This is a genomic window from Syntrophomonas sp., assembly GCF_028707975.1.
Taxonomy (GTDB): Bacteria; Bacillota; Syntrophomonadia; order Syntrophomonadales; family Syntrophomonadaceae; genus Syntrophomonas.
In genome coordinates, this window is record NZ_JAQVZX010000002.1 from 1 (window position 1) to 26,822 (window position 26,822).

Annotated in this window: 19 protein-coding genes and 1 tRNA gene; 11 read left to right on the forward strand and 9 right to left on the reverse strand. The window is 44.0% G+C overall.

Going from position 1 to position 26,822, the window contains the following annotated elements:
- Positions 1 to 214: 214 nt before the first annotated feature.
- From PHP87_RS00405 to PHP87_RS00435, 7 genes are all read left to right on the forward strand, one after another.
- Positions 215 to 535 (forward strand): MazG-like family protein, encoded by a 321-nt coding sequence (locus tag PHP87_RS00405; RefSeq protein WP_299917148.1) that lies wholly within the window; start codon positions 215 to 217, stop codon positions 533 to 535.
- A gap of 4 nt (positions 536 to 539) precedes the next feature.
- Positions 540 to 1,505 (forward strand): YybS family protein, encoded by a 966-nt coding sequence (locus PHP87_RS00410; protein WP_299917149.1) that lies wholly within the window; start codon positions 540 to 542, stop codon positions 1,503 to 1,505.
- Positions 1,502 to 1,948 carry a 50S ribosomal protein L9 gene (gene rplI, locus PHP87_RS00415; protein WP_299917151.1) on the forward strand — a complete coding sequence of 149 codons (447 nt, stop codon included), beginning with the start codon at positions 1,502 to 1,504 and terminating at the stop codon, positions 1,946 to 1,948. The genes PHP87_RS00410 and rplI overlap by 4 nt, the downstream gene beginning before the upstream one ends.
- Positions 1,949 to 1,964: 16 nt before the next feature.
- The gene (lonC, locus tag PHP87_RS00420) at positions 1,965 to 3,929 is read left to right on the forward strand and encodes a Lon family ATP-dependent protease (RefSeq protein ID WP_299917152.1); all 1,965 of its coding nucleotides are present in this window, start codon (positions 1,965 to 1,967) and stop codon (positions 3,927 to 3,929) included.
- 131 nt (positions 3,930 to 4,060) lie between these two features.
- A complete protein-coding gene (locus PHP87_RS00425) occupies positions 4,061 to 5,341 on the forward strand; it encodes an adenylosuccinate synthase (protein WP_299917154.1) in 1,281 nt (426 codons plus the stop codon).
- A 41-nt stretch (positions 5,342 to 5,382) separates the two neighbouring features.
- Positions 5,383 to 5,457, forward strand: a tRNA-Val gene (locus tag PHP87_RS00430).
- Between the two features lie 279 nt (positions 5,458 to 5,736).
- Entirely contained in the window at positions 5,737 to 6,855 is a 1,119-nt protein-coding gene (locus PHP87_RS00435; protein WP_299917155.1) for a Fic family protein, read from the forward strand.
- An 86-nt stretch (positions 6,856 to 6,941) separates the two neighbouring features.
- Here the strand turns inward: PHP87_RS00435 and PHP87_RS00440 are convergent, their stop codons facing one another.
- Entirely contained in the window at positions 6,942 to 10,442 is a 3,501-nt protein-coding gene (locus tag PHP87_RS00440) for an alpha/beta fold hydrolase (protein WP_299917157.1), read from the reverse strand.
- A 540-nt stretch (positions 10,443 to 10,982) separates the two neighbouring features.
- Here PHP87_RS00440 and PHP87_RS00445 point away from each other — a divergent pair.
- From PHP87_RS00445 to PHP87_RS00460, 4 genes are all read left to right on the forward strand, one after another.
- Positions 10,983 to 11,840 carry an Ig-like domain-containing protein gene (locus tag PHP87_RS00445; protein ID WP_299917158.1) on the forward strand — a complete coding sequence of 286 codons (858 nt, stop codon included), beginning with the start codon at positions 10,983 to 10,985 and terminating at the stop codon, positions 11,838 to 11,840.
- Between the two features lie 34 nt (positions 11,841 to 11,874).
- A complete protein-coding gene (locus PHP87_RS00450) occupies positions 11,875 to 12,987 on the forward strand; it encodes an ABC transporter substrate-binding protein (protein ID WP_299917160.1) in 1,113 nt (370 codons plus the stop codon).
- Positions 12,988 to 13,166: 179 nt separating this feature from the next.
- Positions 13,167 to 13,895 carry a hypothetical protein gene (locus PHP87_RS00455; RefSeq protein ID WP_299917162.1) on the forward strand — a complete coding sequence of 243 codons (729 nt, stop codon included), beginning with the start codon at positions 13,167 to 13,169 and terminating at the stop codon, positions 13,893 to 13,895.
- 236 nt (positions 13,896 to 14,131) lie between these two features.
- Positions 14,132 to 14,872, forward strand: a complete 741-nt coding sequence (locus tag PHP87_RS00460; protein ID WP_299917163.1) for a hypothetical protein — start codon at positions 14,132 to 14,134, stop codon at positions 14,870 to 14,872.
- Between the two features lie 335 nt (positions 14,873 to 15,207).
- Here PHP87_RS00460 and PHP87_RS00465 read toward each other — a convergent pair whose 3' ends face one another.
- From PHP87_RS00465 to PHP87_RS00500, 8 genes are all read right to left on the reverse strand, one after another.
- Positions 15,208 to 17,520: a PAS domain S-box protein gene (locus PHP87_RS00465; protein ID WP_299917164.1), complete on the reverse strand. Its 2,313-nt coding sequence runs from the start codon at positions 17,518 to 17,520 to the stop codon at positions 15,208 to 15,210.
- Positions 17,521 to 17,940: 420 nt separating this feature from the next.
- On the reverse strand, positions 17,941 to 18,579 hold the full coding sequence (locus tag PHP87_RS00470; protein WP_276620149.1) for a PHP domain-containing protein: 639 nt from the start codon (positions 18,577 to 18,579) through the stop codon (positions 17,941 to 17,943).
- Positions 18,580 to 18,699: 120 nt separating this feature from the next.
- Positions 18,700 to 19,686, reverse strand: a complete 987-nt coding sequence (locus PHP87_RS00475; protein WP_276620147.1) for an ABC transporter ATP-binding protein — start codon at positions 19,684 to 19,686, stop codon at positions 18,700 to 18,702.
- The gene (locus PHP87_RS00480; RefSeq protein WP_299917171.1) at positions 19,676 to 21,364 is read right to left on the reverse strand and encodes an iron ABC transporter permease; all 1,689 of its coding nucleotides are present in this window, start codon (positions 21,362 to 21,364) and stop codon (positions 19,676 to 19,678) included. Before PHP87_RS00480 ends, PHP87_RS00475 begins: the two co-directional genes overlap by 11 nt.
- Before the next feature lie 126 nt (positions 21,365 to 21,490).
- Entirely contained in the window at positions 21,491 to 22,531 is a 1,041-nt protein-coding gene (locus tag PHP87_RS00485) for an ABC transporter substrate-binding protein (protein ID WP_299917173.1), read from the reverse strand.
- 285 nt (positions 22,532 to 22,816) lie between these two features.
- A complete protein-coding gene (locus tag PHP87_RS00490) occupies positions 22,817 to 23,872 on the reverse strand; it encodes an ABC transporter ATP-binding protein (RefSeq protein ID WP_299917174.1) in 1,056 nt (351 codons plus the stop codon).
- Positions 23,848 to 25,542, reverse strand: a complete 1,695-nt coding sequence (locus PHP87_RS00495) for an iron ABC transporter permease (protein WP_299917176.1) — start codon at positions 25,540 to 25,542, stop codon at positions 23,848 to 23,850. Before PHP87_RS00495 ends, PHP87_RS00490 begins: the two co-directional genes overlap by 25 nt.
- 109 nt (positions 25,543 to 25,651) lie before the next feature.
- The gene (locus tag PHP87_RS00500; protein ID WP_299917177.1) at positions 25,652 to 26,746 is read right to left on the reverse strand and encodes an ABC transporter substrate-binding protein; all 1,095 of its coding nucleotides are present in this window, start codon (positions 26,744 to 26,746) and stop codon (positions 25,652 to 25,654) included.
- Positions 26,747 to 26,822: the final 76 nt, after the last annotated feature.

The window sequence follows — 26,822 nt, forward strand, 5'->3', positions numbered from 1 at the left end:
CGCTTAGTTATGCAGGATAAACCATGCAAGGCATGCGCCAAGTTTACTTTAGCCGAACCGCCGCTTGCGGAACCGCATGAGCGGTGGTGTGAGAGGACGGGGGTTAGTCACCCCCTCCTACTCGATTATCGCAGGGACGGTTCTGTTGATATATGATCAGCTTTTGCAGGGAAAAACCGGCTTAATGAAGAAAAGTACTGCAGGAGGTGTAAACTTGAAGGGAAAGGTTAAAGAACTGGATATTGCCCAGAATTTAAAAACTATCGAATGGCTCAAGGCAGAACTGGTGGATTCGATGGCAGCACTCTTCAAAGCTCTACTGCAGAAGGGAAATGATGCTATTCAGGATGCGGCCAGCACCATTATTATTATTACCTATTTGCTGACACGGCGGGTAGGAGTGACTTACTCCGTTTTGGATCAAGCCATTAAAGACAAATTAAGCACCAGCATAAAGGAGTCAGAGGAAACAGGTAGTTGGTCGGGTGATCTTTCCGAATTATTTAAGTACCTTGAGAGCAAGAAGAGGTGGTAATTTGTTGGCATTTATCAAGCTTTTCCTTATCAGTTCCCTGGCCCTGTGCTTGACCGCCCTGCTCCCCTCCCTGACCTTTATTATAGCCATTGGCTGGGGTGCGCTGCTTATCAGGGGAAGTTTATCTCTCTCACAGCGCCAGATAGGCTTGATTTACCTGCTAAACTTCGCCCTGCTCTATGGGATTGCTGGAGCCAGTACCCTGTTTTTTCATGCCGCCTTTTTTGGCTTGCCCGCTCTGGTCATGAGCTGGATGTTAAATCGCCATCAAGGCTATTATACCTCACAGAAATGGGGAGTAGGCGTTGCTATACTAGGGGTTTCATTGTTTTTAGCTGTACTTTATTTGAATAGCGGGCAGATTGCTATGGAGCAAATGGAATCTCAGATAAACAATTATGTGCAGGATTCATTAAATGCCTATGAAGATTCTGGATTTATTAGGTTCTATGAAGCCCAAGGATTAAGTCGGGCGGAGCTCGAAAAGAGCTTTATGGCCATGACCCGGAGCATAGTCAGGCACTTGCCGGCTCTGTATTATGTTCAGGCTATTTTGGAAGTATTTTTCATGCTTCTTCTGGCCTCTTTCTTAAGCCGAAAAAGCCCGGATGAGCGTCTAAAAAGGAAAGCCTATACTGAGGAAATGATGCCCTGGCCATTGGTATGGGTATTAATTGCGGGTTTGGCATTGTGGTTATGGGGCCGGGATGAGATGGGTTCCCTGTATTATACTGGCTCGAATATTATGGTTGTTATGGCACCGGTCGCAGTTTATTATGGCCTGGCCGTACTAATGTTTGAACTTAAACGACTTCCTTCTAAAAGCAAAAGCAAGCTATTTGCCACATTGCTTATCATTTTGACTCTGTTTTTTCCGTTATCAGCCATAATATTCTTAAGCCTGATGGGACTGTTCGACTCCTTGCTTAATTTTAGAAAAATAGCTTTGGAACGGGAGGTTGAAAAATGAAAGTGATATTAAAGCAGGATGTAAAAAACTTGGGAAAAGCTGGGGAAATTAAAGAGGTATCCGATGGTTATGCCAGGAACTTTCTGATTCCCCGGGGTTTTGTGGAGGAAGCTACCAAAGACAAGGTCAAGGAAAACGAAGAAAAAAGGTTAAAGTTGCAACGAAAAATGGATAAGGAATTAAGCGATGCCGAAAAAATCAAAGATAAGCTACAGGGCAAATCCATAACGGTTAAAGCCCGTGCTGGCGGTGTTGACCGCTTGTTTGGAGCGGTAACTTCGCGGGAAATTTCCGAGGTTTTACAGCAGGAATTAGGGGTAGCCATCGATAAAAAGAAAATTGAACTGCCCAATCCCATAAAGCAACTGGGAGAATACAAGGTCAAAGTAAAAGTCTACCCCTCCATGCAAGCGGAAATAAAGGTGATAGTTGCCGCAGAATGATGCTAGGAGGATAAAAGTGAAGCAGTATTCGGTCACAACTGAGATTAACCAGGAGTCGGAGCAAAGCCGCGAAATACAATTACACTGGAAAATTGAATGCTTGTACAAAACCCTGGGGAACATCTACGGGACCCAGGGGCTTGTACTGAGGGCCAGCAAACTGGATGCTATCGATCTGATGGGTTCGCCAGATTTGGAGGAAAGAATAGTAGCCCTCCAAAGGATTCTGCAAGAAGACCCGACCATAAATGAAATAGAGCCGCCGGGCAATCTGGGACTGGCTCTGGATCGTTTGGAAGAAAGGGTGGCGGAAATTTTCGCCAGAAAGAGCATTGAAGATAAAATTCAACAACGCATTCAGGAAAAGATGGATGAAAAATACAGCGAATATATCCGGGATTTGAAATTAGAGGTTTTAAAGGAGCAAAACAGCAGTCCGGAGAACGCCCAGACTCTAAAAAAACTGGGCAGGCTGGAGAAAATGGAGCATAGCAATCTCAGTTGCTCAGCTCTGGATATTCTCCGACCATCCTGCCGGGAGGATATAATTGGGCAGGGGAAAGCCCTTAGTTCGATAATATCCAAGCTTAACAATCCCTATCCCCAACATATTCTGCTCTACGGCCCTCCCGGGGTGGGCAAAACCAGCTGTGCCCGCCTGGCCCTGGAAATGGTCAAAGGCCAGAAAGGGAACCCGTTTAAAGAAGATGCTCCGTTTATTGAAGTTGACGGAACTACCTTGCGTTGGGATCCGCGTGAATCCACCAATCCGCTTCTGGGCTCGGTACACGATCCCATATACCAGGGAGCCAAAAAAGAACTGGCGGAAGAAGGCATTCCGGAACCCAAGCTGGGTCTGGTATCTGATGCCCATGGCGGTATTCTCTTTATTGATGAATTGGGGGAAATGGATCCATTGCTGCAAAACAAACTATTGAAAGTCCTGGAAGATAAGCGGGTATTTTTTGAATCCTCCTATTATGACCCCCATAATGAGAGGATTCCCCAGTACATAAAACAGCTTTTTGAAAAAGGGGTGCCAGCAGATTTCATATTGATAGGAGCTACCACGAAAAGCAAGGAAGAAATCAACCCGGCTTTCAGATCCCGTTGTATGGAAGTTTTTTTTGAACCGCTTAGAGCCGATCATATCCGACAGATGGTAGTAAAATCAGCGCAAAAGCTTAAAATAAGCATTGAAGCCGGGGTTGCCGATATTACCGCTGATTATACCAGTGAGGGGCGCGGGGCCAATAAGATTCTGGTTGATGCCTATGCTCTGGCAGTAAACGAAGGCAGCGAAGAGGAAACCCCGCTGGAAGTGCAGTGCCAGCATGTATACCAGGCCATTCGCAACAGCCGCATCACTCCCAGGATACTAAGCCGGGCCTCTGACCGCAGCGAAGTTGGCAAGATTTTTGGTGTAGGGGTTTCCGGCTACCAGGCCAGCTTGATAGAATTGGAGGCCATAGCCTTCCCGGCTGAAGAGCGTGGGAAAGGGAATATTCGTTTCAATGACACCGCCGGTTCCATGGCCCGGGATTCCCTTTTTAATGCCACCTCTTTGTTTAGAAAAGAAACCGGGGAAAACCTGAAGAATTATGACCTGCATATAAACATAGTGGGTGGAGGCAATGTGGACGGACCGTCAGCCGGAGCCGCCATCTACCTGGCCATATTGAGTGCGATAAAGGGAAGGGCTCTGCGCCAGGATGTAGCCATTACTGGTGAAGTATCCATACAGGGCCGCGTCAAAGCTGTGGGAGGGATTTATGAAAAAATCTCCGGTGCCCGCCAGGCGGGGATAAAAAAACTGCTCATTCCCCGGGAAAACCTGAAGGATGTTCCCGAAGACATAAAGGGCTTGAAGATTATTGCCATTAGTTACATAAAGGAAGCATACTCCCATGTTTTTAGCCCAAGCAATGAAGAATCCGGCGGCGAATTGCCCCTATATAAGCTTATGGGTATGGTGGATTAACTCCCCCTTTTTTTGGGCCGAAGGTACCGTCTTATGGGGAGATGCCTTAAGTTGACACACCCTGGTGCTTCTGCTAATATTAGTTTGGCAATAAGCTAAAAGTACCAGGTAACAAAGCAGGGGGTGGAGTAATGTCAGCCGTAGTTTTGGTGGGAGCTCAGTGGGGTGATGAAGGCAAAGGGAAAATAACTGATTTCCTGGCGGAGAAAGCCAACTGTGTGGTCAGGTATCAGGGAGGAAGCAATGCCGGTCATACCGTAGAAGTGAGCCAGGAAAAATTCATGTTGCACTTGATACCCTCTGGTATACTCTATCCGGAAACCCTTTGTGTTATTGGAAATGGTGTAGTTGTTGACATGGGTAAACTCATAGAGGAAATAGATGGTCTGCAAAAAAGAGGTATTGACACCAGTAATTTAAGGATTAGTCTCAGAAGCCCGGTGGTAATGCCCTATCATAAAAGAATTGATGAACTGGAAGATCGCCATACCGGGATAGGAACCACTAAAAGAGGAATAGGACCGGCTTATGCCGATAAAATAAATCGCATAGGTTTTCGTATGGGCGATATTCTTACCGGTGGTAAATGTTTCCGGGAGAGATTCAAGGCTCAAATTGAATATAAAAACCGGATTATGGAGGAAATATATCAAGAGGATGGTTTTGATTACCAGCAAATGCTGGAAGAGATTTTTGGGCAGGCGGAGCAACTGAAGAAATACCTGGCCGATACTTCGTACCTGGTGTACACAGCGATAAAAGAGGGAAAAAAGGTTCTTTTTGAAGGGGCCCAGGGCACTTTGCTGGATATTGACCATGGGACCTATCCCTATGTTACTTCTTCCCATCCTATTGCCGGAGGTGCCTGTGTCGGAACCGGTATCGGACCTACTAATATAAGCAAAGTACTGGGGGTAGCCAAGGCCTACACTACCCGCGTGGGGGAAGGCCCTTTCCCTACTGAGTTGAACGATTTCCAGGGAGAAATCTTGCGGGACAAAGGCCAGGAATACGGTACCACTACCGGCAGACCCAGGCGCTGTGGCTGGTTGGATACAGTTATATTACGCTATGCCGTACGGATAAATGGGCTGACCGACCTCGCCATAACCAAACTGGATGTTTTGGATAGCTTCCCCACGATAAAAATATGCGTGGCCTACCGCTATAAGGGGCAGTTGCTTACAGAATTCCCCAACAACATAACGATTCTGGATGACTGCGAGCCGGAATATATCGAATTGCCTGGTTGGCAGGAGGATATAACTGCAGCCTCCTCTATGGAGGACTTACCCGTCAACGCCCGGGCCTATGTAGCTAAAATCGAAGAGCTAACCGGGGTGAAGGCTGCCATTATAGCCGTTGGGCCGAAAAGGAAACAGACCATCGTAAATAGTCTGCTTTTCACTTGATTGAACTGCTAAGAAAAAAATGATAAAATTCATCACATAAAGGGCGCGTAACTCAGCGGGAGAGTGCTACCTTCACACGGTAGAAGTCGTGGGTTCGAAACCCTCCGCGCCCACCATAAGAAGTAAAGTAATAGCGGGGGTTGCAGGCCCCCGCTAGTTTTATATTTTAAGTGGATTTTGCCATTTGCCCACAAAATTGCCCACAAGTTAGAACCACTTTGTTATCATCTCATAAATAATTTATAAAATTCCGATTATAACGATTTGTAAATAGGTTTATTTGCATCAATGAATATAAAGATTGCGTTGTTTTCAAAATAGGCTTAAAATGAAAATAAAGAACTTCAAACTCTTTTTTATTAGTTTTCATGCAAATAAGAGAGGGGTAAATTAAAATGCGGGCTGGAACATATATTCGTCAGATAGAGAGTTACAAAGCTTTTATTCCCAATAGGTTACCACCAGACCCTATAAACATAGACTGGGAAATACAGGAATTATTGTCTAAAGCAGATCGAGCCTTAGGTAGACTGGATGGTATTACAGAAATTTTACCAAATCCCGATTTATTTGTAACAATGTATATAAGACAGGAAGCTGTATTATCAAGTCAGATAGAGGGTACACAAGCATCTTTAGTAGATGTACTTGAATATGAAAGTAAAAATCAAAGGGGCCAAATTAAAGACGTTTCTGAAGTATTAAACTATATTAATGCTATTAATTATGGTCTAGAGCGATTACAAGTTTTGCCCCTATCATTAAGACTAATGAAAGAGATTCATGCTAGATTACTCGATAATACCCGCGGTTCGAATAAGAATCCGGGTGAATTTAGAACTAGCCAAAATTGGATAGGTGAGCCTGGATGTATGCTTAAAGATGCTATTTTTGTTCCACCACCGGTAAATGATATGAATAAGGCAATGGGCGATCTCGAATTGTTTTTACATAATAATGAGCTAAAAATGCCTTTATTAATTAAAGTAGGACTGGCACATGCTCAATTTGAGACTATACACCCTTTTCTGGATGGAAATGGTCGTATGGGACGGTTATTAATCACGTTTTTGTTATGTAGTATGGGTGTATTAAAGCGACCTTTATTATATCTATCTTATTACTTTAAGAAACATCGTAAATACTATTATGAACGCTTACAATCTATAAGAGACAATGATTCATGGGAAGAATGGCTGAAGTTCTTCTTGACCGGTGTTCATGAAGTTTCTCAGGAAGCAACCGACAAAGCTAGGCTAATAATTCGTATGAGAGAGGACCACAGAGCTAAAGTCAACGGGTTAGGTACATACTCTTTGCCACTATTAGAATACCTTTACGAGAACCCTATAATTACTGTCAATAATATCAAAGATGAGTTTAATATCAATTACTCAACAGCAAATCGTTTGACCAACTCTTTTGAACAAGTAGGGATATTAGTTAATATAAGCGGGACATCTAGAAATCGTCAATATGCTTATAAAGACTATCTTGATCTGTTTAAAGATTAATAAAAAGTTGCCAACAAAATTGCCAACAAGTTAGAACCAAAGGGTGTTTCTTATTTGTTTAAACATTATTTATGGGTCTATACCCGTTATTCGTCTGACATGGTAGCCTTCATTTGCTCATTTAAAAAACTCTTTATTTCCTCAAAGACTGCAGTTATATTTTCTAAGGTATCGGGGGTATGGCCGCTATCAGGTAGATAGAGTACCTGGGGCGTATTCCCTGCTTCTGTGAGCTCTTTGATGGCCCTTATATTTTGACTGGGATATACGGCATCATCTTGGCCGGCGTAGATAATTAAAATTGGGGATTTGAGTTTATCGGCGTAGCTTGACGGAGACAATACTTGGGCCAGCTCAGTACCAGGTTCAGGTGCAGAACATCTATGATAATCTGGAACAGGATCATCTTCTATTAATTCAAGCCCCAAATCCGTCCAGTCCCATACGCCCATCAGAGAAATGACCGCTTTGTAGGCATCTGGATGAACTGCTGCTTGATAAAAGGAAATATATCCTCCGTAGGAGTGTCCCATAATTCCAATGCATTCAGGATCTGCAATGCCGTTATTTATAGCCCAATTAACACTTTCGAAAACATCTTGTTGGGCTAGCAGCATATTTTGACTGGCTGAATCGGTGTATTCGTTACCATATCCGATGGAAAAGCGGAAATCAACAGACAATACCCCAATATCAAGGTTTGAAACCAACAAGGCATATTCGTTTGGGGTCCACACATATCTGGCTTGAGGTCCACCATGGACATTTACTATTAATGGTAGATTGCGCGGACTTTTGCCCAGTGGCAAGGTCAGATATCCAAATACGGTTTGACCATCACTTGCTTTGAAAGATACTGGATAGGTATGCCCAACATCCTTTACCGGTATATCCGATGACAAAAGAAGGGTATCCTTCCTGCTTTCAACATTATACAGCCTGTAACTGCCATAATCGCGGTCATCCCGGTGCAGCAATACCAAATAGTCAAAGTCCGGACTAATGGCCACCGGGAACTGGTTTTCTCCCAAATCTGCCCGGACATTATCCATGATGCTGGCCATTTCATCCCTTAAGCATACCAAGCGGGTTTTATCATCAATATATATAGCAGTTAAAAGTTCACCTGTTTCCGGATTTTTCAAGCTAACAACCGGAGTGCCCGCAAGTACCGAGATCAGTTCTACGGCTACATCAGCATGAGGATTATGGTAGATCAATTCTCTGCTCATGGTTTTTGGGTCAACTTGATAAAGGCTGGCATAATTATCATAGAAATTGGTTTTCACAATCATTTTTGTATTATCTGCGGTAAAGCCGATAATTTCATAATCCCGGGTTAAAGACAAGTCGAATTCTATCAAACGCTTCCATGGCTTTTCCGGGCTCTCCCGGTAAAGAATATATTTATCAGTAACATAATTTCTGCGTTTGGAAAGCTCAATGGAAACAGCTCGTAAAACCTGGGAATTATCATAGATATTTATTGCGCTTTCGCCATCCTGGGCAGGGTACTCCTCTTTGGGAGAACCGTTACTCGGAACCTGATCAGACTTGCTTGCGTCTGATACAGTTATAGCTTTCAGCTCCCCTCTTTCTGTATACCATAGAACCTGACCGTCATCAGAAAATATAAATTCAGGATAGGTATAAGTGGAGTTTGAAATATAGTAATTTATCAAGTTCAATTGTTCGGCGGGCTTTTCCGCCTCAAGTCTTTCATACCAGGCATTACGCGCGTTGATCATCATCTGAAGAGCAGTATTTGCCGTGATTTTAATGTTTTCTTCCTGTATGGTTTTATCATTCTCAGAAATAATGCCATATTCTTTTGCCAGTTGTAGCAAATCAGCGTCTGGGGGGATGGGGACATAGGTCATTCGCAAAAGTGAATAAAGAATATCATCCCGATAAACTTCTCCTCTGGGTTCGTCTTTTATGAAGCCCTGTTTTTTGGCAATATAACCAGGGTCCTCTCCCTGCTCAAATGTAATATAAGGAATGGCCATCTTAAGAAAGCTTTCCATGTCTATAAATGAGTCTGGGGTTTGTTTATCACCCCCACCACTGCTTCCAGAGGCTGCGCCAGCAGCGGTTTGTTCTGCCTGGGCTAGGGCCTGGTCAAGCTTATAGGTCAGAAGGTCACGGCCGGGGTCAGCCCCCTGTTCTTGGCTCCCACTGCCGGTTTGGCCTGCTTCCTGCTGGCTCTGCATCTCAGCGGCGCGTTCTCCTAACCAGCTGCGCTGCTGAGTCCAGCCGCGCGCTTCAGATGGGCTCATGAGGTGGGGAAGCGATGGCGGTCTGCTGTCACTACCACTCACGGAACTTTGTCCGGGGGATAGGTTTCGGGTCACACCGCCGCTGGTTAAGCTCGCTTCTCCCTGTAACAGGCTCATGCTGCCGCTGCTGCTGCTCGTATGATTGCTCCAGAAGCTACCATGGATAGCGGTTACTCCCCAGGGCATAGCTATTTTTATCTTGTCTTTTTTCTTATCGGCGGTTTTATACCAGGGCTGGGGGCTTGATTGAGCCGCCGCCAGCTTAGAGTGATTATCCCGACTGGCTATTTTGCTGAATTTATTATCGGCTATGCTTTCTTCGTCAATATCTTTGCTGCTGACGGTATACTTACTGGCCAGGGCGCCAAACACTTGGCCCCTAGTCAGTTCTATTTCCAGCTTGTCTACTGCCGTTCCAGGTTCTCCGCCTTTTACTATATAGGCTCGGCCGCTGGCAGTTTTAATTATAAGCTGACTATTAGGTTTCAATAGTATACCGCTTCCGTCGGGATAGTTTATTTCGGCTTCTCCATCATTGGCGGTTATTAAGGTATCTCCTGCTCTTACCGTAGTAGTTGTGTTTAGGGGTTGAGTTTTTTCACTGCCATCTCTTTTAAGCTTTACAGTTCCGGTTTTTATTATTAGTTGACCGGTGAGTTCCTGCCGGTTCAAGTCGGGGGCTTTGGTTAAGAGCAGGCTCAAGGACCGGGTCAGGTCTCCCCGGTTAAATGCCTGGTCGGGTTTAAAGGTATTGTTTTCGGTATCTATCATGCCTGCCGCTATGGCAGTAGCTATAGCGGCTGCCGCCCAATGGTTGGGGTCTACATCCTGTAATTGGGGCAATTCGGCCTCGGTTAGGCTCTGCTCGCTTAAACGCAAAAGAAGGCTTATTCCCTGAGCCCTGGTCAGGATTTCATCGGGATGAAAGCTGCCATCCGGGAAACCAGCTATGTATTTTGCTGCTACTGCGGAATTAATATAATTTGCTGCCCAGTGGGATGAGTCTATATCACTAAAGCTGCTGTTGCCAGGCTTAGCTTTTTGTCCTGACACCTTGCTTACTAATACTGCTGCTTGAGCTCGGGTTAAACCCTCACTTGGATGAAAACTGCCATCGGGGAATCCGCTGATAATGTCCCGTTTGGCCATATAGTTTATATATACAAGATTGGCATCACTACTGCTAACATCATAGAATGCTGTGACGATTGCCTCTTGCTGCGGAGCAGCTGTAGCAATTCCCGTTAGTATTAACAGGAGCAAGAAAGTAAAACTGTAGATAAAAATATTCTTCAATGATTTTGACATTATACATATCCTTTCTAAATGTGATATTTGCATCTATATCCGAACAATTCCTGTGATAAACCTTATTCTTTCCCTAAAGAGATAATCCTGCTACGAAGATTATAATTTTTTAGGATTAACAAACAACTCTACTTATGCTGCCGGGGATTGCTACAATCATAAACCGAGGTTGATATCTATTATCTTATTCCCAGCCAATACTCAATCGAAAATAGTTTGGTGGCGTTAGCCGCCTTTTTTATGAGCTGTGCAAACACTAAAAATCAGATTGATGTGGGGCTACCTATCGCTGTGGAATGCGGGAATGGGAAATAAAGTTATTTCAAGTTGTGGTATGATTTATCCATTGACCCTTTTATAATCCGGGGTATTATAGAAAGGGGATTATTATTTTTTCCATGAATAAACCAAAACTTTTGGGTACCAAGCATCTTATAGGTTTACAGGTAAGTTTAAGGGGAAATCAGCTCCAGTGCGGTATCTGATTTTCAGGGTTTTTGGGTAAATTTGGCCATGAAGATTTAAAGGGGGTTGCTATTGGTGATTAGTAAAATGAAGAACAAGTCAAGCCTATGGACCATTATAGTGCTGGCGGTGCTGGCTTGTGCACTATTGGTGCTGCCGGCAATGGCAGAAGGTGATGGCGATGGTAGCGGCGGAGGCAAGGGTGTCCCGCTGGGACTGGCCTCATCTAATCCTGCGGATGGACAGAAGGATGTTCCAGTAAAGGGAGACATACAACTTACTTTTAACAAGAATGTAATATTTTTAGGGATAAGGGAGGCCAATAAAACCTGTTTTTCACTGTTCTCTGCTGATGGCAGCAAGGTGCCGATTGAAGTAATAATGGCTGATGACCAGCTGGAATTCGAAAAAAGAAGGGATATTGCGCTGCGACCTTTAGAAGAGCTTAATCCGGGAACGGCCTATGTGGTAAGAATTTCACCCCAGTTGCAGGCGAAAAATGGTACCAGTCTGGATCATGAGGTAACGGTCAATTTCGTTACCGCAGGAAAGGCTGCGGCTGTCGAAAAGCCGGTGAGTGAACCGGTGGTTGAAAAAAATCCGGCTGAGGTAAAAAAACCAGCAGCCAATCTGACAGATAATGCTGGAGTAAGCTCTGGAGATAGCCAAGCAGCGACGGAACCGGTTGCGGAGACTGAGAATAAAGCGCCAGCAGCAGAAAATAGCGGCAAGACGGTAAGCGAGGATAATAAAGAGGTAAAAAGCGAAGAGAACAGGACAGTAAAGGAGCCAACAGAATCCGCCGATAAAGCGCCGCTTAAAGAAACAGAGGAAGCTGATAAGAGTCCTTTTCCAGTTTATGCAGCTATAGCCGGAGTGGTATTGGTGGCCGGAGCGGGATATATCTTTTATAGAAGAGGAAAAATGAAATAGAGGGGTAGAATAAGAAGAAGGGAACACAATTAAGATGATAGAAAAATATAATAATAAAACTGCTTTGCGTAGCTTGCTAACTGTATTCCTACTATTGAGTTTACTGTTATCCAGTGCTTGCAGTAAAGAGGGAAACAGAGAAACACCGCCCCCACCTGATACTAAGACCAGGATGATTACGGATTGTATAGGACGAGAAGTAAAAGTCCCGGTCCAAATAAGCCGGATCGCCTGCCTCTGCCCGGAATCAGCTTATGCTCTGGCCATGTTTGGTGAGGGAAACAAAATGGTGGCGGTGGTAGGTGGGGTTAAGAGAGACCTTATCCTTACGGAAATGTATCCCGGGATAAAAGACCTGCCGGTACCCAAGAGCAGTGCGGTAATAAATATTGAGGAATTGGTAAAAACTGACCCCGATGTAGTTTTTGTTAAGAAAGACAGCTTCAGCAGTGAAGCGGAAGTTCAGAAACTAAACAAAAGCAAGATTCCCTTTCTGGTAGTAGATTTTAATAGTATGAAAGGGCAGCAGTACGCCATAGAAATGATGGGCCTGGTGATTGGGGCAGAGGATAAAGCCCAGAAATACAATGAATATTATCAGAATTGCATCGACCGCGTGCAAAAGCGGGTAGCAACTATTCCCCAGGAAGAACGGGTAAAGGTTTACCACTCCATTAACGAAGCTACCCGAACTGATATAAAAGGGAGTCTTTCGGCGGATTGGCTAGAGGCGACCGGAGCTGATAATGTTTCTTTAAATAAGGATTTGAAGAGCTTGGAGGGAAAGTATTTTGCCAGTCTGGAACAGATTTTATTATGGAATCCTGAGGTAATATTGGTAAATGAAATGGGAGTAGCTGATTATATCTTGACCAATAAACAATGGTCACCCTTGCAAGCGGTAAAAAACAAGAAGGTCTGGCAGTTACCCAATGGTATATCACGCTGGGGTCATCCTTCTTCGCCCGAAACCCCCCTGGCAATTTTGTGGACGGCCAAGACCCTGTATCCGGAAAAATTTCTAGACCTGGATATGGCGGCAGAGACCAAAGCATTTTATAAGGATTTCTTCGGGCTGGAATTGTCGGATGATGTAGTTGACAGGATTATAGCTGGTGAAGGGATGAGAATAGCTCGTCCCCAGTAAATAAATAAAGAAAATAAAGGTTTTTTTTCAACAGATCAAGCTAAATAAGTGAAAGGCGCCCCCGTGGCGATGGCCTCAACAACAATGGAATACCGAATTTTCAGGGAGTAGTTGGGCTGATTGGCAACGGGCAGGGCGATGTTCAGGTCCGACCCTGGAAGATCGGGAGGAATTATTGGATGGAAATATATGTTGCTATAGACGATACGGACAGCCTGGAACTTGGGGCTACCGGTCAATCTGCCAATGAACTGCGCAGGCTCATTGAAGACAGGAACTGGGGGAAAACTGAAGCGGTAACCCGGCACCAGTTATTATTGCATCCGGATATACCGTATACTTCCCATAACAGCGCCATGTGTTTTAAGGCCGTTATGGGGGTTGACAAATTAGATGAATTCATTGCTTGCGCGGGCAAATTTCTCCAGGAGACCAGTGCACCGGGTTCGGATCCAGGATTATGTGTGGCCGTAAAAGAGAATATAAAAAACATGGAAGAACTGCTGAGCTTTGGATACAAGGCAAAAGAGGAAGTATTAACCAAGGCAGAAGCCTATAAGACGGCAGAACATTGTGGCCTGCATATCTCGGAACACGGCGGTACCGGACTGGGCATAATCGGGGCGTTGGCCGGCATTGGATTGCGAATAACTGGAAACGATGGAAGGTTCCAGGGGAGAATGCAGTTGGGAAATAGTGGAGAAAAAATTGCTGTAGGAGAAATTATTTCGAAAACAGAAATAGATGAAGTACAATCGATTGACGGGCAGGTACTGGCTAACCACGAAACAATGGTAATTGGTGAGAAAATTAAAACCGTTCTACTTGAGGGTAAAAGGATACTTTTGGTCTATCGTCAGGGAGGAGCCTGGCATAGCTGTAATAATAAGCAACTGAAGAATTATTGACTCTATTGCGAATACCCCTTTTGTTGATAAGGGTTGCAAGCGGAAGCTGTTGTTCATTTGCCCTGCGGGCATAACCGGTACTCCCTGGGTAAGCTATTAAGGTTATTGGAATGAGTATATTTAGAACTATTGGCAATGCCATCATTATTAGATTATGGGGATCATACCCAGTGTAAATACTATAGCTGTACAGATGGTTAAAAAACAAGTATTTCAAAAGATGGAGGTTGCCGCGAATGAAAATTTTTGTAGCTATTGATGACTCTCGGCAGCTTGATGGAGGTAAAGCGGGAGAAACCGCTTCTTTATTAGGTAAATTCATAGAAGAAAATGGCTGGGGCAAATGTAGCATTCCCAGCCGGCACCGGCTTTACCCTCATCCTGATACAGCTTGTAAAAAACATAATACCGCTCGCAGTTTTTCGGCAGACATTGACGAGCAATACCTGGCAGATTTTATTGACTATGCCTGCAAACTGGTAAGATCCACGGGCACTCCTGATTCAAATGCCGGATTGGTAGTGGCTATCCCGGAGCTGATGGAAAATATTGATGAGCTGATCGAATATGCCTACCGGGTTAAAGAAGGATTGGTAAGCAAGGATGAAACACTCAAATTCAAGAATAAGCCCGGCCTATATCTATTCGAATTAAATGGTAGTGGACGAGGAATAATCGGGGCGCTAGCCGCAGCAGGACTTCGCATCACCGGAAATGATGGGCAGTTTAGAGGAAAATTGCAAATAGGTACCGGGGAAGACTATATAGCCTCAGTAAAGGAAATTATAGATAAAAGCTATGTAGAACAAGTTAAAAATATGGATTTTGAAAATATCTGCGATAGTGAATATGTTCGTATGGGGGAAAAAGTAAAAGTAGTATTGCTGGATAATAAATACACCTTAATGGTGTTTCCTACCGAGATCGAACATCCGAAGTGGCAGACCAGCACCACTCACATGCTGCGGGTATTCTAACGGCTGCCTGCAAATAGCACCTCCCCTCGGTGTCAAGGGGACGGTCCTTTTGACACCGCAACCCCTCACCCCTTACTTTTCTTACTAACCACCTATGGTTCAGGGGCCACAACCACCGATGAAAATAGGGGAAGCAACAAGTGCAAATTTTTTTGACGCTGATTATCGCTGATTTATTAAGATTTTATAAGATAGTATCAGCGTTAATCACCCTGCGGGTACCACTGATGCTCCCTGCGGTTGCTATTAAGGTTGCTGCGCCCGAAGGGTCAGCGTCCTTCTGCGTCTAAACCCAAATTTTCTTATTAACTTAATAGCGACTGCAGGGAGCAAAATTACATCAGTTTGCAAAAAGTTTTAACCAACTCGGGGTCGAATTGGGTACCGGCACATTTTCTTATTTCTTCGCGGGCTTCGGCAATACTCATGGCTTTTTTATAAGGACGACCCGAAGTCATAACATCAAAGGCGTCAATTATGGCCAGGATGCGAGAGATAAGGGGTATTTCTTCTGCTTTTAAGCCCAGGGGGTAACCCTTGCCATCCCAGCGTTCATGATGGGCCAGGATGGCTCCGGCAATGGGTGCGAGTTCGGGTAGGGTTAAAGCAATGCGGTAACCGGTTTCGGGATGTTTTTTAACTACTTCCCATTCATCCGGGGAAAGCGGAGCAGGTTTACTCAGGATTTCATTGGGAATGGCGATGTTCCCCACATCATGCAAGACGGCCAGAAGCCTGAGATCGTCTAAATCGCTCTCGGGTAAGCCCAGCCTGGCACCTAATTGTTCGGCCAGCTCTTTTACCTGCTGGCAATGTTCTTCCGTTTCGTGGCTTTTGGCCCAGAGGGTCTGCTGCAAGGAAAGCAGGAAGGAGCTACGGGCACTCTTGCTCTCCAGTAATTTATTGCGGTACATCTTATCTTCTGCTTCCTTAATAATAGTTTGTACATCCTGCAGGCGGTCATTTTTGCTGGCAGTCCCCAGGGAGATGCTTATGGGAATGGGAAAATCGCTGCTGCTTTGGGATTTTTCTTGAATTCGCTCACATATTATTTCCGCACAATGGGCCTTGGTTTTAGGCAGCAATATTATAAACTCGTCCCCCCCCCAGCGAGCTATTATATCCTCTTTGCGACAGGAATTTCTAAGTATTTCCGCGGCCTTTCGCAATAGCCGGTCGCCACTTTCATGTCCCAGGGCATCGTTGATGAGCTTCAAGCCGTTGACATCACCCATAATCAGGCTCAGGGGCAATTGTCTTTCCGTGTCGAGGCGGCTTAATTCTTCTTCGAAAAAGGCCCGGTTATATAGTCCGGTTAGTTTATCATTAAAGCTTAAATACTTGACCTGGGCTTCGGCTTTTTTGCGCTCGGTGATGTCCATGAAGGAAACTACGGAGTCGCTGGTTCCAGGAATCAAATCTACCGTGATGAAGATATCTTTGATTTTTTGTTCTTTGTCCAGCAGTTTAAATTCATAGTGGGAAGGACCAAGCTCCGGGTCGATTCTCCGTTGTTGATGATATCCTATCATTCGTTCCCGGTCGTCCGGGTGTACGAAAACAGGCCATTTCATTTTCTTTTCAATCTCTTCTTTGCTATAACCGGAAAGTTCTTCAAACTCACTGTTAACCAGGGATATCATTAAATCTTTATCAAAAATCATCATGGCCGTTCCCGTGGTCTCAAAAATGGTGCGGTAAAGAACTTCGGACTGGCGCAGGGCCTCCTCAAAGTGCTTGCGTTCGCTGATATCAAAGAGGGAACCGATAAGGGCCGGCTGTCCTTCATATTGAATGGGGTTGGCATATATTTCCACCCAGATTTCTTTCCCGCTCCGGGTTAGCAGTTTCATTTCATACTTTTCAAATTCGCTTTCCCCACTTTGCCAGGCCAGTGCTTTATTTATAACCGAGTCCCGGAAATCAGGATGAATAAAATCTCCAAAATCCATATCCAGGTACTCTTCTTCATCGTATTCAGTTAGGGCGGAAAATCGGGGATTGACATAACGCAAGCGGTTGTTTTGCAGGACAAATATCAGGGCGGGAGATGATTCGGCCAGCCCGCGGAAACGGGCTTCGCTGTCCCGCAAGGCCTCCAGGGTTTGGCGGAAATCACTTATATCGCGAAAAGACTCAATGGCTCCGGCTTTTGAACCGGAATAATCATAGAGCGGGGAAGCGGAAATACGCACAAAAATGCCAGACTCACCAATATGGGGGCAAAAGGCTTCCGCCGTCAGGGTTTCATCTTTTTTATTCAAGCAATCATATCGGCCGGAAAGCGAAATCTCTGGGTTGAGAATTAGGTCAATCAGCACGGGCCTGCGTTCACCGTAAAAGGGAAGGCTGTAGGCATAATTATCTTTTCCGATAATATCTTCTGCTTTTACTCTAGTCAAATCCTCCATGGCTCGGTTCCAGGAAAAGACTTTCCCCTGTTTATCTACCACAAAGGTAGCATCAGGCAGGAAATCGATTATGTTTCTTAATTGCTGCCTGGAATCCTGCAGGGCTTTTTCTAGCTCTTGGTACTGGGCCTGTTCCCTGAGCAGGTTTTGACAGTTTTCCCTGGCCTGTTCTAACTCTTTTTGCAATTTCGTAATCTCATTCAGCAAAGCCATCGATGGCTTGTCTTTATTTTCCATATTAAAGTCCCCGCTTTTTAGTTCTTTTAAGGATTATTAAATTCTTTGAAAGGTTATTACACCGGGAGCGATGTTTTAATAAAAGCTTGGTGATGAATGCTATGATGAATGCTATGATGAAAGTGCAAAAAAAGGCTAAATACCTATGTTTGTAATAGAATCCTTTGGAAAAAGTAGGACAAATTGCCCGTTATTCTATCTGATAATTGTCTTATTCAACGAAAAACGAGCTCTTTCCTGCAAAAATAAAAAAATGTAATTAGTTTAAGTTATGTTTTGTGGAAGAGCCTTCTTAAAAAATCTTCAACTCCGCACTGCCTCATCATTACGAAATTTCTTTCTATCAAAATATTTTTTATAATGCGACTTTTGGGGGGAAGCTTTGCCTAAATATTGGTGATTCAGAGCCCCTTGGCCCTCCTATCCAATTGGCGGGATAACTGTCCATTTTACATCCGCGGAATGGTTATAGGCTACAGGGTATACTTTGCCCATTTTGATAGCCTCAATCAAATCTTTTTCATCTCTTAGTCCATTCGGGAATACGGTGGCAAACTTGCCCAGTGCCTCCGTGTTATGAGCATCACTGGCTCCAAAAACCGGGATGCCCAGTTCCATGGCCAAATCATAGGCTTTCATATTGTTGGCATGGTCGGTACTGCCATTAAAGGCTTCAACCCCATGAAGGTCTTTATGCTCCCGGATAGAATTGCCCATACCCCGGTTGTTCTGTCTGAACGGATGAGCACTTATCGCTACGCCGTTTGCTTTATTAACCAAATCCAGCAGATAACGGGCCGATACTCTTTCTTCGGGAAGGCGTTCCAGACCAAATACAATCACATCACCTTCCCAAGTAAAAACCTCCGCACCAACAAAGATTGGATAACCCATCTGTTTCCTGTACTCATGCGCCCTGGTCATTATTTCCTTGCTATCATGATCGGTTATGCAGATGCCATCCAGACCAATAATCCTGGCCTGGGCAACGATTTCCGCCAATGTCATCTTACTATCGTCCGAAGTTGGATAGGCGTGAATATGGGTATCAATAATCATTATTATCATCCTTCCTTACAGAATAATCCTCCCCATCAAGCGGGGACGGGTTTTGACTTTTAAAAAAATGTAAATGCCGCAACAAAACCTGGTTTTGTTGTCATGAGACTTTTTAAGCTCCTATTTTAATTCTGGGACAACAAACCTGTCCCCCTGTCCCGTCTGTCCCAACTGATGGGTGATGGTCACATTGACGCGATCGCCCTGCATGAATTTACTGTTTTCTTTGCCCACGACAACTACCTCCAGGGTGGTATCTTCAGCTGAAATGATGTATTCGGTATGCTGACCCATGAAGATAATAGATGATATGGTATAATCGCCTTGAGCATTTTTTGCCATTTTAATATCTTCCGGTCGAACCATAATAGTCTCCCCTACCCGGGTTAAAATGTTCGATTTTCCTATAAAACCGGCCACATAATCACTTATGGGGTAGAAATATATCTCCCGCGGGGTTCCAATCTGGATGGCATATCCTTTATCCATTACGACTATTCTATCCGAAAGACTTAATGCTTCAGATTGGTCGTGTGTTACGAAGATCATCGTAATACCCAATTGCCGCTGCAAACTTTTTAACTCTTCGCGGAGACTTTGACGTAAACTGGCATCCAAATTACTTAATGGTTCATCCAACAGCAGTATCCTGGGATTCGTGGCCATCGCCCTGGCCAGAGCCACTCTCTGCTGCTGACCGCCGCTGAGATTGCCAACTTTGCTTTTTTCATATCCCTCCAGGCGAACAATATTTATATACTCCCGGGCCAGGCTTAATGCCTGTTTCTTTTTTTCTTTTCTATAAAAACGAATTCCATAGGCCACGTTTTCCAGCACATTCAGGTGAGGAAAAAGAGCATAGCTTTGAAACACGGTGGAAACAGGCCGCTTCTCCGGCGGCAAATGAGTAATATCTCTCCCCTCGATCCATATTTCTCCTCGGTCTGGCTGCAGAAAACCTCCGATAAGATTCAGGGTGGTGGTTTTTCCACAACCGGATGGCCCTAACAGGGTGATGAATTCTCTTTCCGCTACCGTTAAATAAAAATCCCTTATGCCATTGTCTTTATCAAACAATTTGGTTATTCCTTTGAGTTCAAGCAACATATTGTTTGCCCCCTTCCCGACCCAGATATTTTATGGCTGCTAAATTAACCGCTACCGTAACAATAATCAGAACACTGGCTACAACAGCACCTAAACCGTAATGTCCATTAGTTATATCTTTAAACATCAATACACTGGCAACTACATTTCGGGGTGAAACCAGGAAAATAATGGCCCCCACCGTGGTCATACAAGCGGTAAAGGTATTGATAAAACTTAGCAGGAAGGTTGATTTGAGCAGCGGGAAAATAACCGTGGTTAAAATTCTTACCGGCGATGCCCCTAAATCCCGGGCAGCCATTTCCAGGCGCCGGTCGAGATTCTCGAAAGCGGCATTGGCTGCCTTATTTCCTACCGAAATATGTCTGAAGGTACAGTTAAGTACCAAAATAGCGGTTGTTCCAGTCAACAACAGGGGATGATTATTAAATCCAACAATATAACCCAAGCCAAAAAATATCCCTGGTATTATATAGGGCAAAGAAGCGATAAATTCTATGGGTTTCATCAGCGGCAGCTGCCGCCTATGAGTGTAATAGGACAAAAGAATTCCAATAACAGAAGCCAGTATTCCTGCTATAACCGCTATGTGCAAACTGCGATAAACCGCCGGCAGATAAGCAAATTGGAATGCTTCGATATGTTTCCAGGTAAAGGTCAATTTTCCTGAAACATTTATGGTTACTGCTGACAAAAATATATTTCCATATTTTAATAACATGAGGAAAAAGAACAATCCGGTTATTATTCCCAGAGCAATCCTGATAAAAAGCGGCAATCTAAAATCCAAGCCTTCTCCTCCCAGAGCTTTTACTCCATCTGCCAGGGAATTGTTTTTCTCCAAATTTTTTCGATAAAAATAGAAGGCAATAATAGCCGGCGGAATCAACAGCACCGACATGGCTGCTGCCTTGCCCAAATCTGCTGCGGAAAAAATCGTCATATAGGCTTCAGTGGCCAGAACCTTGTATTTTCCGCCAATAATAATAGGTGTCCCGAAATCCGCCATATTTATCGTAAACAGCAAAAATAAAACCGACAAGATAGCGGGATAGATAGACGGAAGAATAACCCTGTGCAGGGTTTGAAGCGTACCTGCACCAAGGTCTCTGGAGGCCAGAATCAAGCGTTTGTCAATTGCGTTCAAGGTAGATATCAACATAATTGCAGCCAGAGAAATCAAACCCAGGGTTTGGAGAAGAACAATTCCCTGCCATCCATAAGGATTAACACTTAATCCTAAAAGATTATAAGTAATAAGCCCCCTCCTGCCAAACAGCATTATAAGTGCTAGAGCTGACACAAAAGGAGGGGAAATCAAGGTAATCATCAAGAGACGATAAATTAATGCTCTTATCCTTTCTTTTTGCAGGAAGGTATAAAGAGCAATACATAGCGCAAAAAAAGTCCCCAGTACCGAGGATAATGTGGAAACGAAAAGACTGTTCTTGATTAATTTCAAATTCCCCGGGCTTAATAAATCCCGATAATTATCGAGCGAAAAAACACCATGCCGATAAACACTGGTGGAAATAACCATGAAAATAGGATACAGGATAAAGAGGAGCAGACTCCCTACTACCAGAAAAAGTATAACCCTATCGATTAATACATCGAAGGAAAGAGGGCTTTTATTCCCTCTTCCCTTCCATATGATTTTATTTTTCAGTAACGTCATATTCCTTGGACATCGCATGAATGACTTATCTCTCTTCCCCTGTACTCCACAATATAATAAACAGTCGGTATCCCCAAAATCAAATCCTGCGGATTTCCTATCCTGACAATAATGGAACCTCCCTGATTATTTTTCGCCAACAAGGCCTTTCCATTTTTCCAGAATTACTACTCGTTCTTTTCCCATACGCTCCAGATCAAATTTAACCAGTTTGCTTTTATCCAAACCGCTCATGATTTCAGGTGCATCCACATCACTTCTGGCCATTATTCTGGCATCGGCTTCCCTTAAAATATTTTGTCCGTCATAGGAAAGGTACCAGTCGATAAGAGCCTTAGCAGCATCGAGATTTTTTGTATTTTTAAATATAGCAATAGGTGCCGGTGTCCAGGGAATCAAATCTTGCGGATATACCACCCTGGTTGGTCTGGTTTCTCCTACATTGAAGGTTCCTCCAGTAATGGCTACAACACCAACGGCGAATTCGCCGGCCCCTACCTTTTCAAGAGGTTCCCCGCCGCCTTTGGCATAAAAATCAATATTACTGTCAAATGCTTCGAAATACTTCCAAGCTTTTTCTTCACCCCAGGCTTGAATCAAGCCGCTTACAATAGCGTAGCTGGTACCTGAAATAGCTGGATTGGGCATGCTTATTTCGCCGCGATATTTAGGATCAGCCAAGTCTTCCCAGGTCTTGGGGGCTTCCAGGCCCTTTTCTTTTAGAATATCTTCGTTAACAATAAAACCTGCTGGCACAAGGGCTAAACCTGAAAAATAGCCATCTTTATCCACATATTGAGGATCAATCGCGGAAAGTTCCGGAGATTTATATGCTTCCAGATATCCCAAATCCCTGGCATTAAGATAGCTATCTACCCCGCCGCCAAACCAAATGTCTGCGGTAGTTTTTCCATCTTCAGCCTGCAGCTTGGCCAAAGCGGAGCCGGTTGACATCTCCAGCCACTCTATTTTGATACCAGTGGCTTCTGTAAAAGCATCAAAAGACTTGTCTGCTCCCCCATAGGCTACCAATAGCTCCAGGGTAGTCCCGGCAAAAGGTTTTTCATCCGTTTTTCCCTGCTCTGCGGGCTCGGTCTTGCCGCACCCGGTCAGGGCAAGAGCCATTACCAGCATCATTGCCAGTATTAACAGCTTCCAATTTTTCATCATTATATTCCCCTCTCCAATACTTTTTTGTGCAATCTCACCTGTTTCTGTGTACCTGCAATTGTTTTTACAGGTATTAACCGCATTTCATAATTAACACACCCTTTCTTAAGCACCAGTGGGAACATTCTTTGCCTGCGCATATTTTAAACTCAACAAGTTTTTTATAAAGAACAGAGCCAGAGTATAGTCATATATTGTCCATAGCCTGGTATCAATTGCCGGGAGAGCGAACCTGGTGCCATGTCCCTATCCGCATCTCCCTGGGGGACAATGAACCTGTCCCTAATTCGGAACAATGTGGCTGTCACCAGCTAAATCTATATTAAAGCGGATTTTTTCTCCGGTTGTGCAATTGATGCCGCTTTTATAGTAATTTCTAATTTCGGCAATAATCTCATTGCCTGCAAAGTCAATGGTTACCCGGGTTACGGAGCCAATCGTTTCATGCCAGATGACAGTCCCTTCGAATCTGCCCTCTGCGCCAACTTCAACATCTTCCGGCCTGAATAGCAGACAACGCTTTTGCCTGTTATTTGACGCGCCGACCGGGCAATTATCTCTGGAACTTGCCCACTTTCCGCATTCCAGCAGCTGAATAATCCTATCGTGTTCATTCAATTCCAAAAGGTTGGCCGTTCCCATAAATTCCGCCACAAATCTGTTCCGAGGTTTCAGATAGACTTCGCCGGGCAGGCCTATTTGCTGGATAACACCATCTTTCATTACCACAATTCGGTCCGAAATGGACATGGCTTCTTCTTGATCATGGGTAACGTATATACTGGTAATCCTGTATTCCTGTTGAATCTTGCGTATCATTCGCCGCATTGAAACCCGTAAATTCTGATCCAGATTGCTTAATGGCTCATCAAACAGCAGCATGGCAGGCTCAATAACCAGGGCTCGGGCTAAAGCAACTCGTTGTTGCTGCCCCCCGCTTAATTCACTGATTTTTCGCTGATTTAATCCCGGCAGCTCAACTTTGTCCAGTATTTCTTCAACCTTTTTTTTAATTAGCGATGGTTCACATTTGTTTATTTTGAGCCCGTAAGCAACATTTTCTGCTACTGTCATATGCGGAAATAAAGCGTAGTTTTGAAAAACCATAGCGGCATTTCTGGCCTGAGGCGGCAGTTTGCTTATATCCTTCTCATTGGACAAGATTGACCCCTGATGCAATGGAAGCAGCCCGGCAATTGTTTTCAGCAAAGTTGTTTTGCCACACCCGGAAGGTCCCAGGAGAGCAATCATTTCCCCATCTTCAATAAATAAATTGGCATTATTGACTGCGATTAAATCACCGTATTTCTGAGTTATTTCCTTAAGCTCGATACCCATTGCCGGGCCTCCCTTAAACGTTTGAATATTTCTTCATAATTAAGGAGCAGTTGAAATGCAGCCAGGAAAACAAGTGACAGCAATGAAAGCAATAAAGCCATCATGGCGGCTGCACCGATTTCACTGCTGGTCATTATTTGAAAGATTTGCTGCACCGCTACTTTATTCTTGGGCAATAACAAAAAAACGATTGCCCCCAATGTTGTCATGGTGGAAGTGAAATTCTTCAAAAAGGCGGCATTAAATGCCGGTTTCAGCAGGGGGAACATGATATCGAAAAAGACCCTGCGCTCACTCGCACCCAGATTAATCGCGGCCAGTTCCAGATTGGGATTTACATGTTCCATCAAAGCGTAGCCTGCTTTCATCCCAATATATATGTAGCGGTAAATACAAATTAAATAAATTATAATGCCGGTACCAAGCAGAATTACCGGTTCAAAGCCAGTTAAAACATATTTGCCGATACCCAGCAGGGGATATCTGAAAGTCACCAGATAACCGATACCCAGCAGTATTCCTGGCGTAGCGGCCGGTAAAGTTACCACCAAATCGAGCTGCCTGGTAAGGGGATAATCCTTCGTTTTTATAATATAAGCCAGCAAAACTCCCAGCAAAGAGGAAATAAAACCGACTGTAACGGCCAATTTAACACTATTTACAAATGAAGCCAGGTTTTTGTTTAGAATATTTTCCAAATGCCGCAGGGTAAAGGCATAATTGTAGCCCCAATGTTCGGTAAATGCACCTATAACAATAAATGCATATTGAAAAACCACAAATATAACAAACAGACTGCTTAATCCAATCAGCATGAATTTTATAATCGGTTTCACCTGCCGGTATTCAATCATTTCAGGAGTAACGTACTGGCTGTAGACCAGATTTTTACCGGAATAATAACGCTGAATAAAAAAGGCGGCAAAACAGGGAATAAAGAGAAAGATGCCGGTAATTGAAGCCATCTGCACATTATACAAGCCGGTAATCTGAATATATAAATCCGAGGCCAGGGTTTGGTAGGCGCCCCCAATAATTATCGGCGTTGCAAAATCCGCCATTGAAGTCAAAAAAACCAGCATGGCTGCTACGGTTATTTCAGGTATCATTAACGGCAAGGTTATAGTCAAGAAAACCTTCTTTTCCGATGCCCCCAGATTCCTTGCAGCTTCTTCCAGGGAAACATCCGTTTTTCTGATTGCACTGGATATAAGCAAATAAGCCAAAGTAGCCAGTCCGATGGATTGCATGGTTACAATCCCATGGAACCCATAGGGGCTAATCTCCAGGCCCAGGAGTGAATGAGTAATAAGGCCCCTTTTGCCAAATAACATGATAAAGGCCACCGTTCCTACAAAGGGCGGGCTGATCAAGGGCATAAGCACTAATACCCGCATCAGCTTACGGCCCCAGAACTTCACGCGCCACAATGTAATGGATGCCAGCAAGCCGAATGAAGTCGACACTATCGTTACAAACAAGGCCACCTGCAGGCTATTCTTCATATATTTCCATACCTGGGGCAGTATTTGATTGGACAAATCAGCACTGCTGCCCGATAACAGTCCATAAACAAACACACTTACGATGGGCAATAATACGAAATAGATGATAGTAAGCGATATCAATATATAGAAAAGCTTGAATATAAAACTTGGTCTGCTTTGCATTATCATAATTCCTTAATTTACAGCGTTTTTCTAATTCAACCAGATATCAAACAAGAATAAAGAGCCAGAATAACTGCGCTACTCTGGCTCTCTATTAAAGCATTATCGACTATTTACCGGCTGCAGTGACGTATTCAGACCACTTAGCCAGTATAGTATCCCTTTTTTCAGCATTTGCTTTGAAATCTGTCGCAAAAAGCTTAACTGTATTAATATCTATAATACCTTCCGGTCGCTCCACATCGGTTCTGGCCACGGCTGCATTTCTTTCTTTGGCAATGGTTTCCATGCCTCTTTTGGAAAGTATCCAGTCAATAAACACTTTAGCCGCATCTTCGTTCTTGGTACCTTTAACAATAGCTACCGGCTGCGGCCACCAACCTGTTCCGTCTGTGGGATATACCAGGGCAACATGAGGATTATTTGCTTCCAGGTCTCTATCTCCATTGCTGGCATTTATCCCTACTATTGCTTCTCCCTGTACCACTAGATTCGCGGGATCACTGCCGCGCGGGGTAAAGAATGGAACCTGGTCAATTAGTTTATCCAGATAATTCCATCCCTTATCTTCTCCTTTAACCTCCAGCATGGCGGTAACCACATTATAAGCCGTACCTGAAGAAGCGGGATTGGGCATGGATACTTCACCTTTCAGACCAGACTGCAGCAAATCATCCCAGGTTTCCGGCATTTTCAAGCCTTTTTGGGCAATCAGATCTTTATTAACTACCCAGTTAACGAGCGTAAGGGAGGTACCATGCCAGTATCCATCAGCATCTTTCATGGCAGCATCCAGAACTTCTCCGCTGGGAGATTTATAAGGAAGCAAAAGGTCTTTCTGGGATGCATTGATAAATGTATCCGCACCACCTGTAAACCACAAATCAGCAATGGAAACACCTGATTTGCCTTCGTTCTCCAATCTCTGCAGAATCTCTCCATTTTGCATCGTAAGATGTTCAACTTTTATACCGGTATCTTCCTGAAAAACATCAACAATCGGTCTTACATTATCGGTTACACCATAAAGATTTAAAGTCGTTCCCTTCATTGACTCATCATAATATTCGGATGACCAATCCTGTCCCACATAACCAGTTGATTTAACATCACCATTATCTTTATTTGTATCTGTTTTGGCTCCACAACCAGCCAGACTAAATACCAAAACCAATGACAATACCAAACATATAAATTTTTTCACTGTTAACCCATTCCCCTTTTTTATAAAAATTATTATCCTATCCTTAATCAAGATGGAGCGCACCACTCCCTCCTAT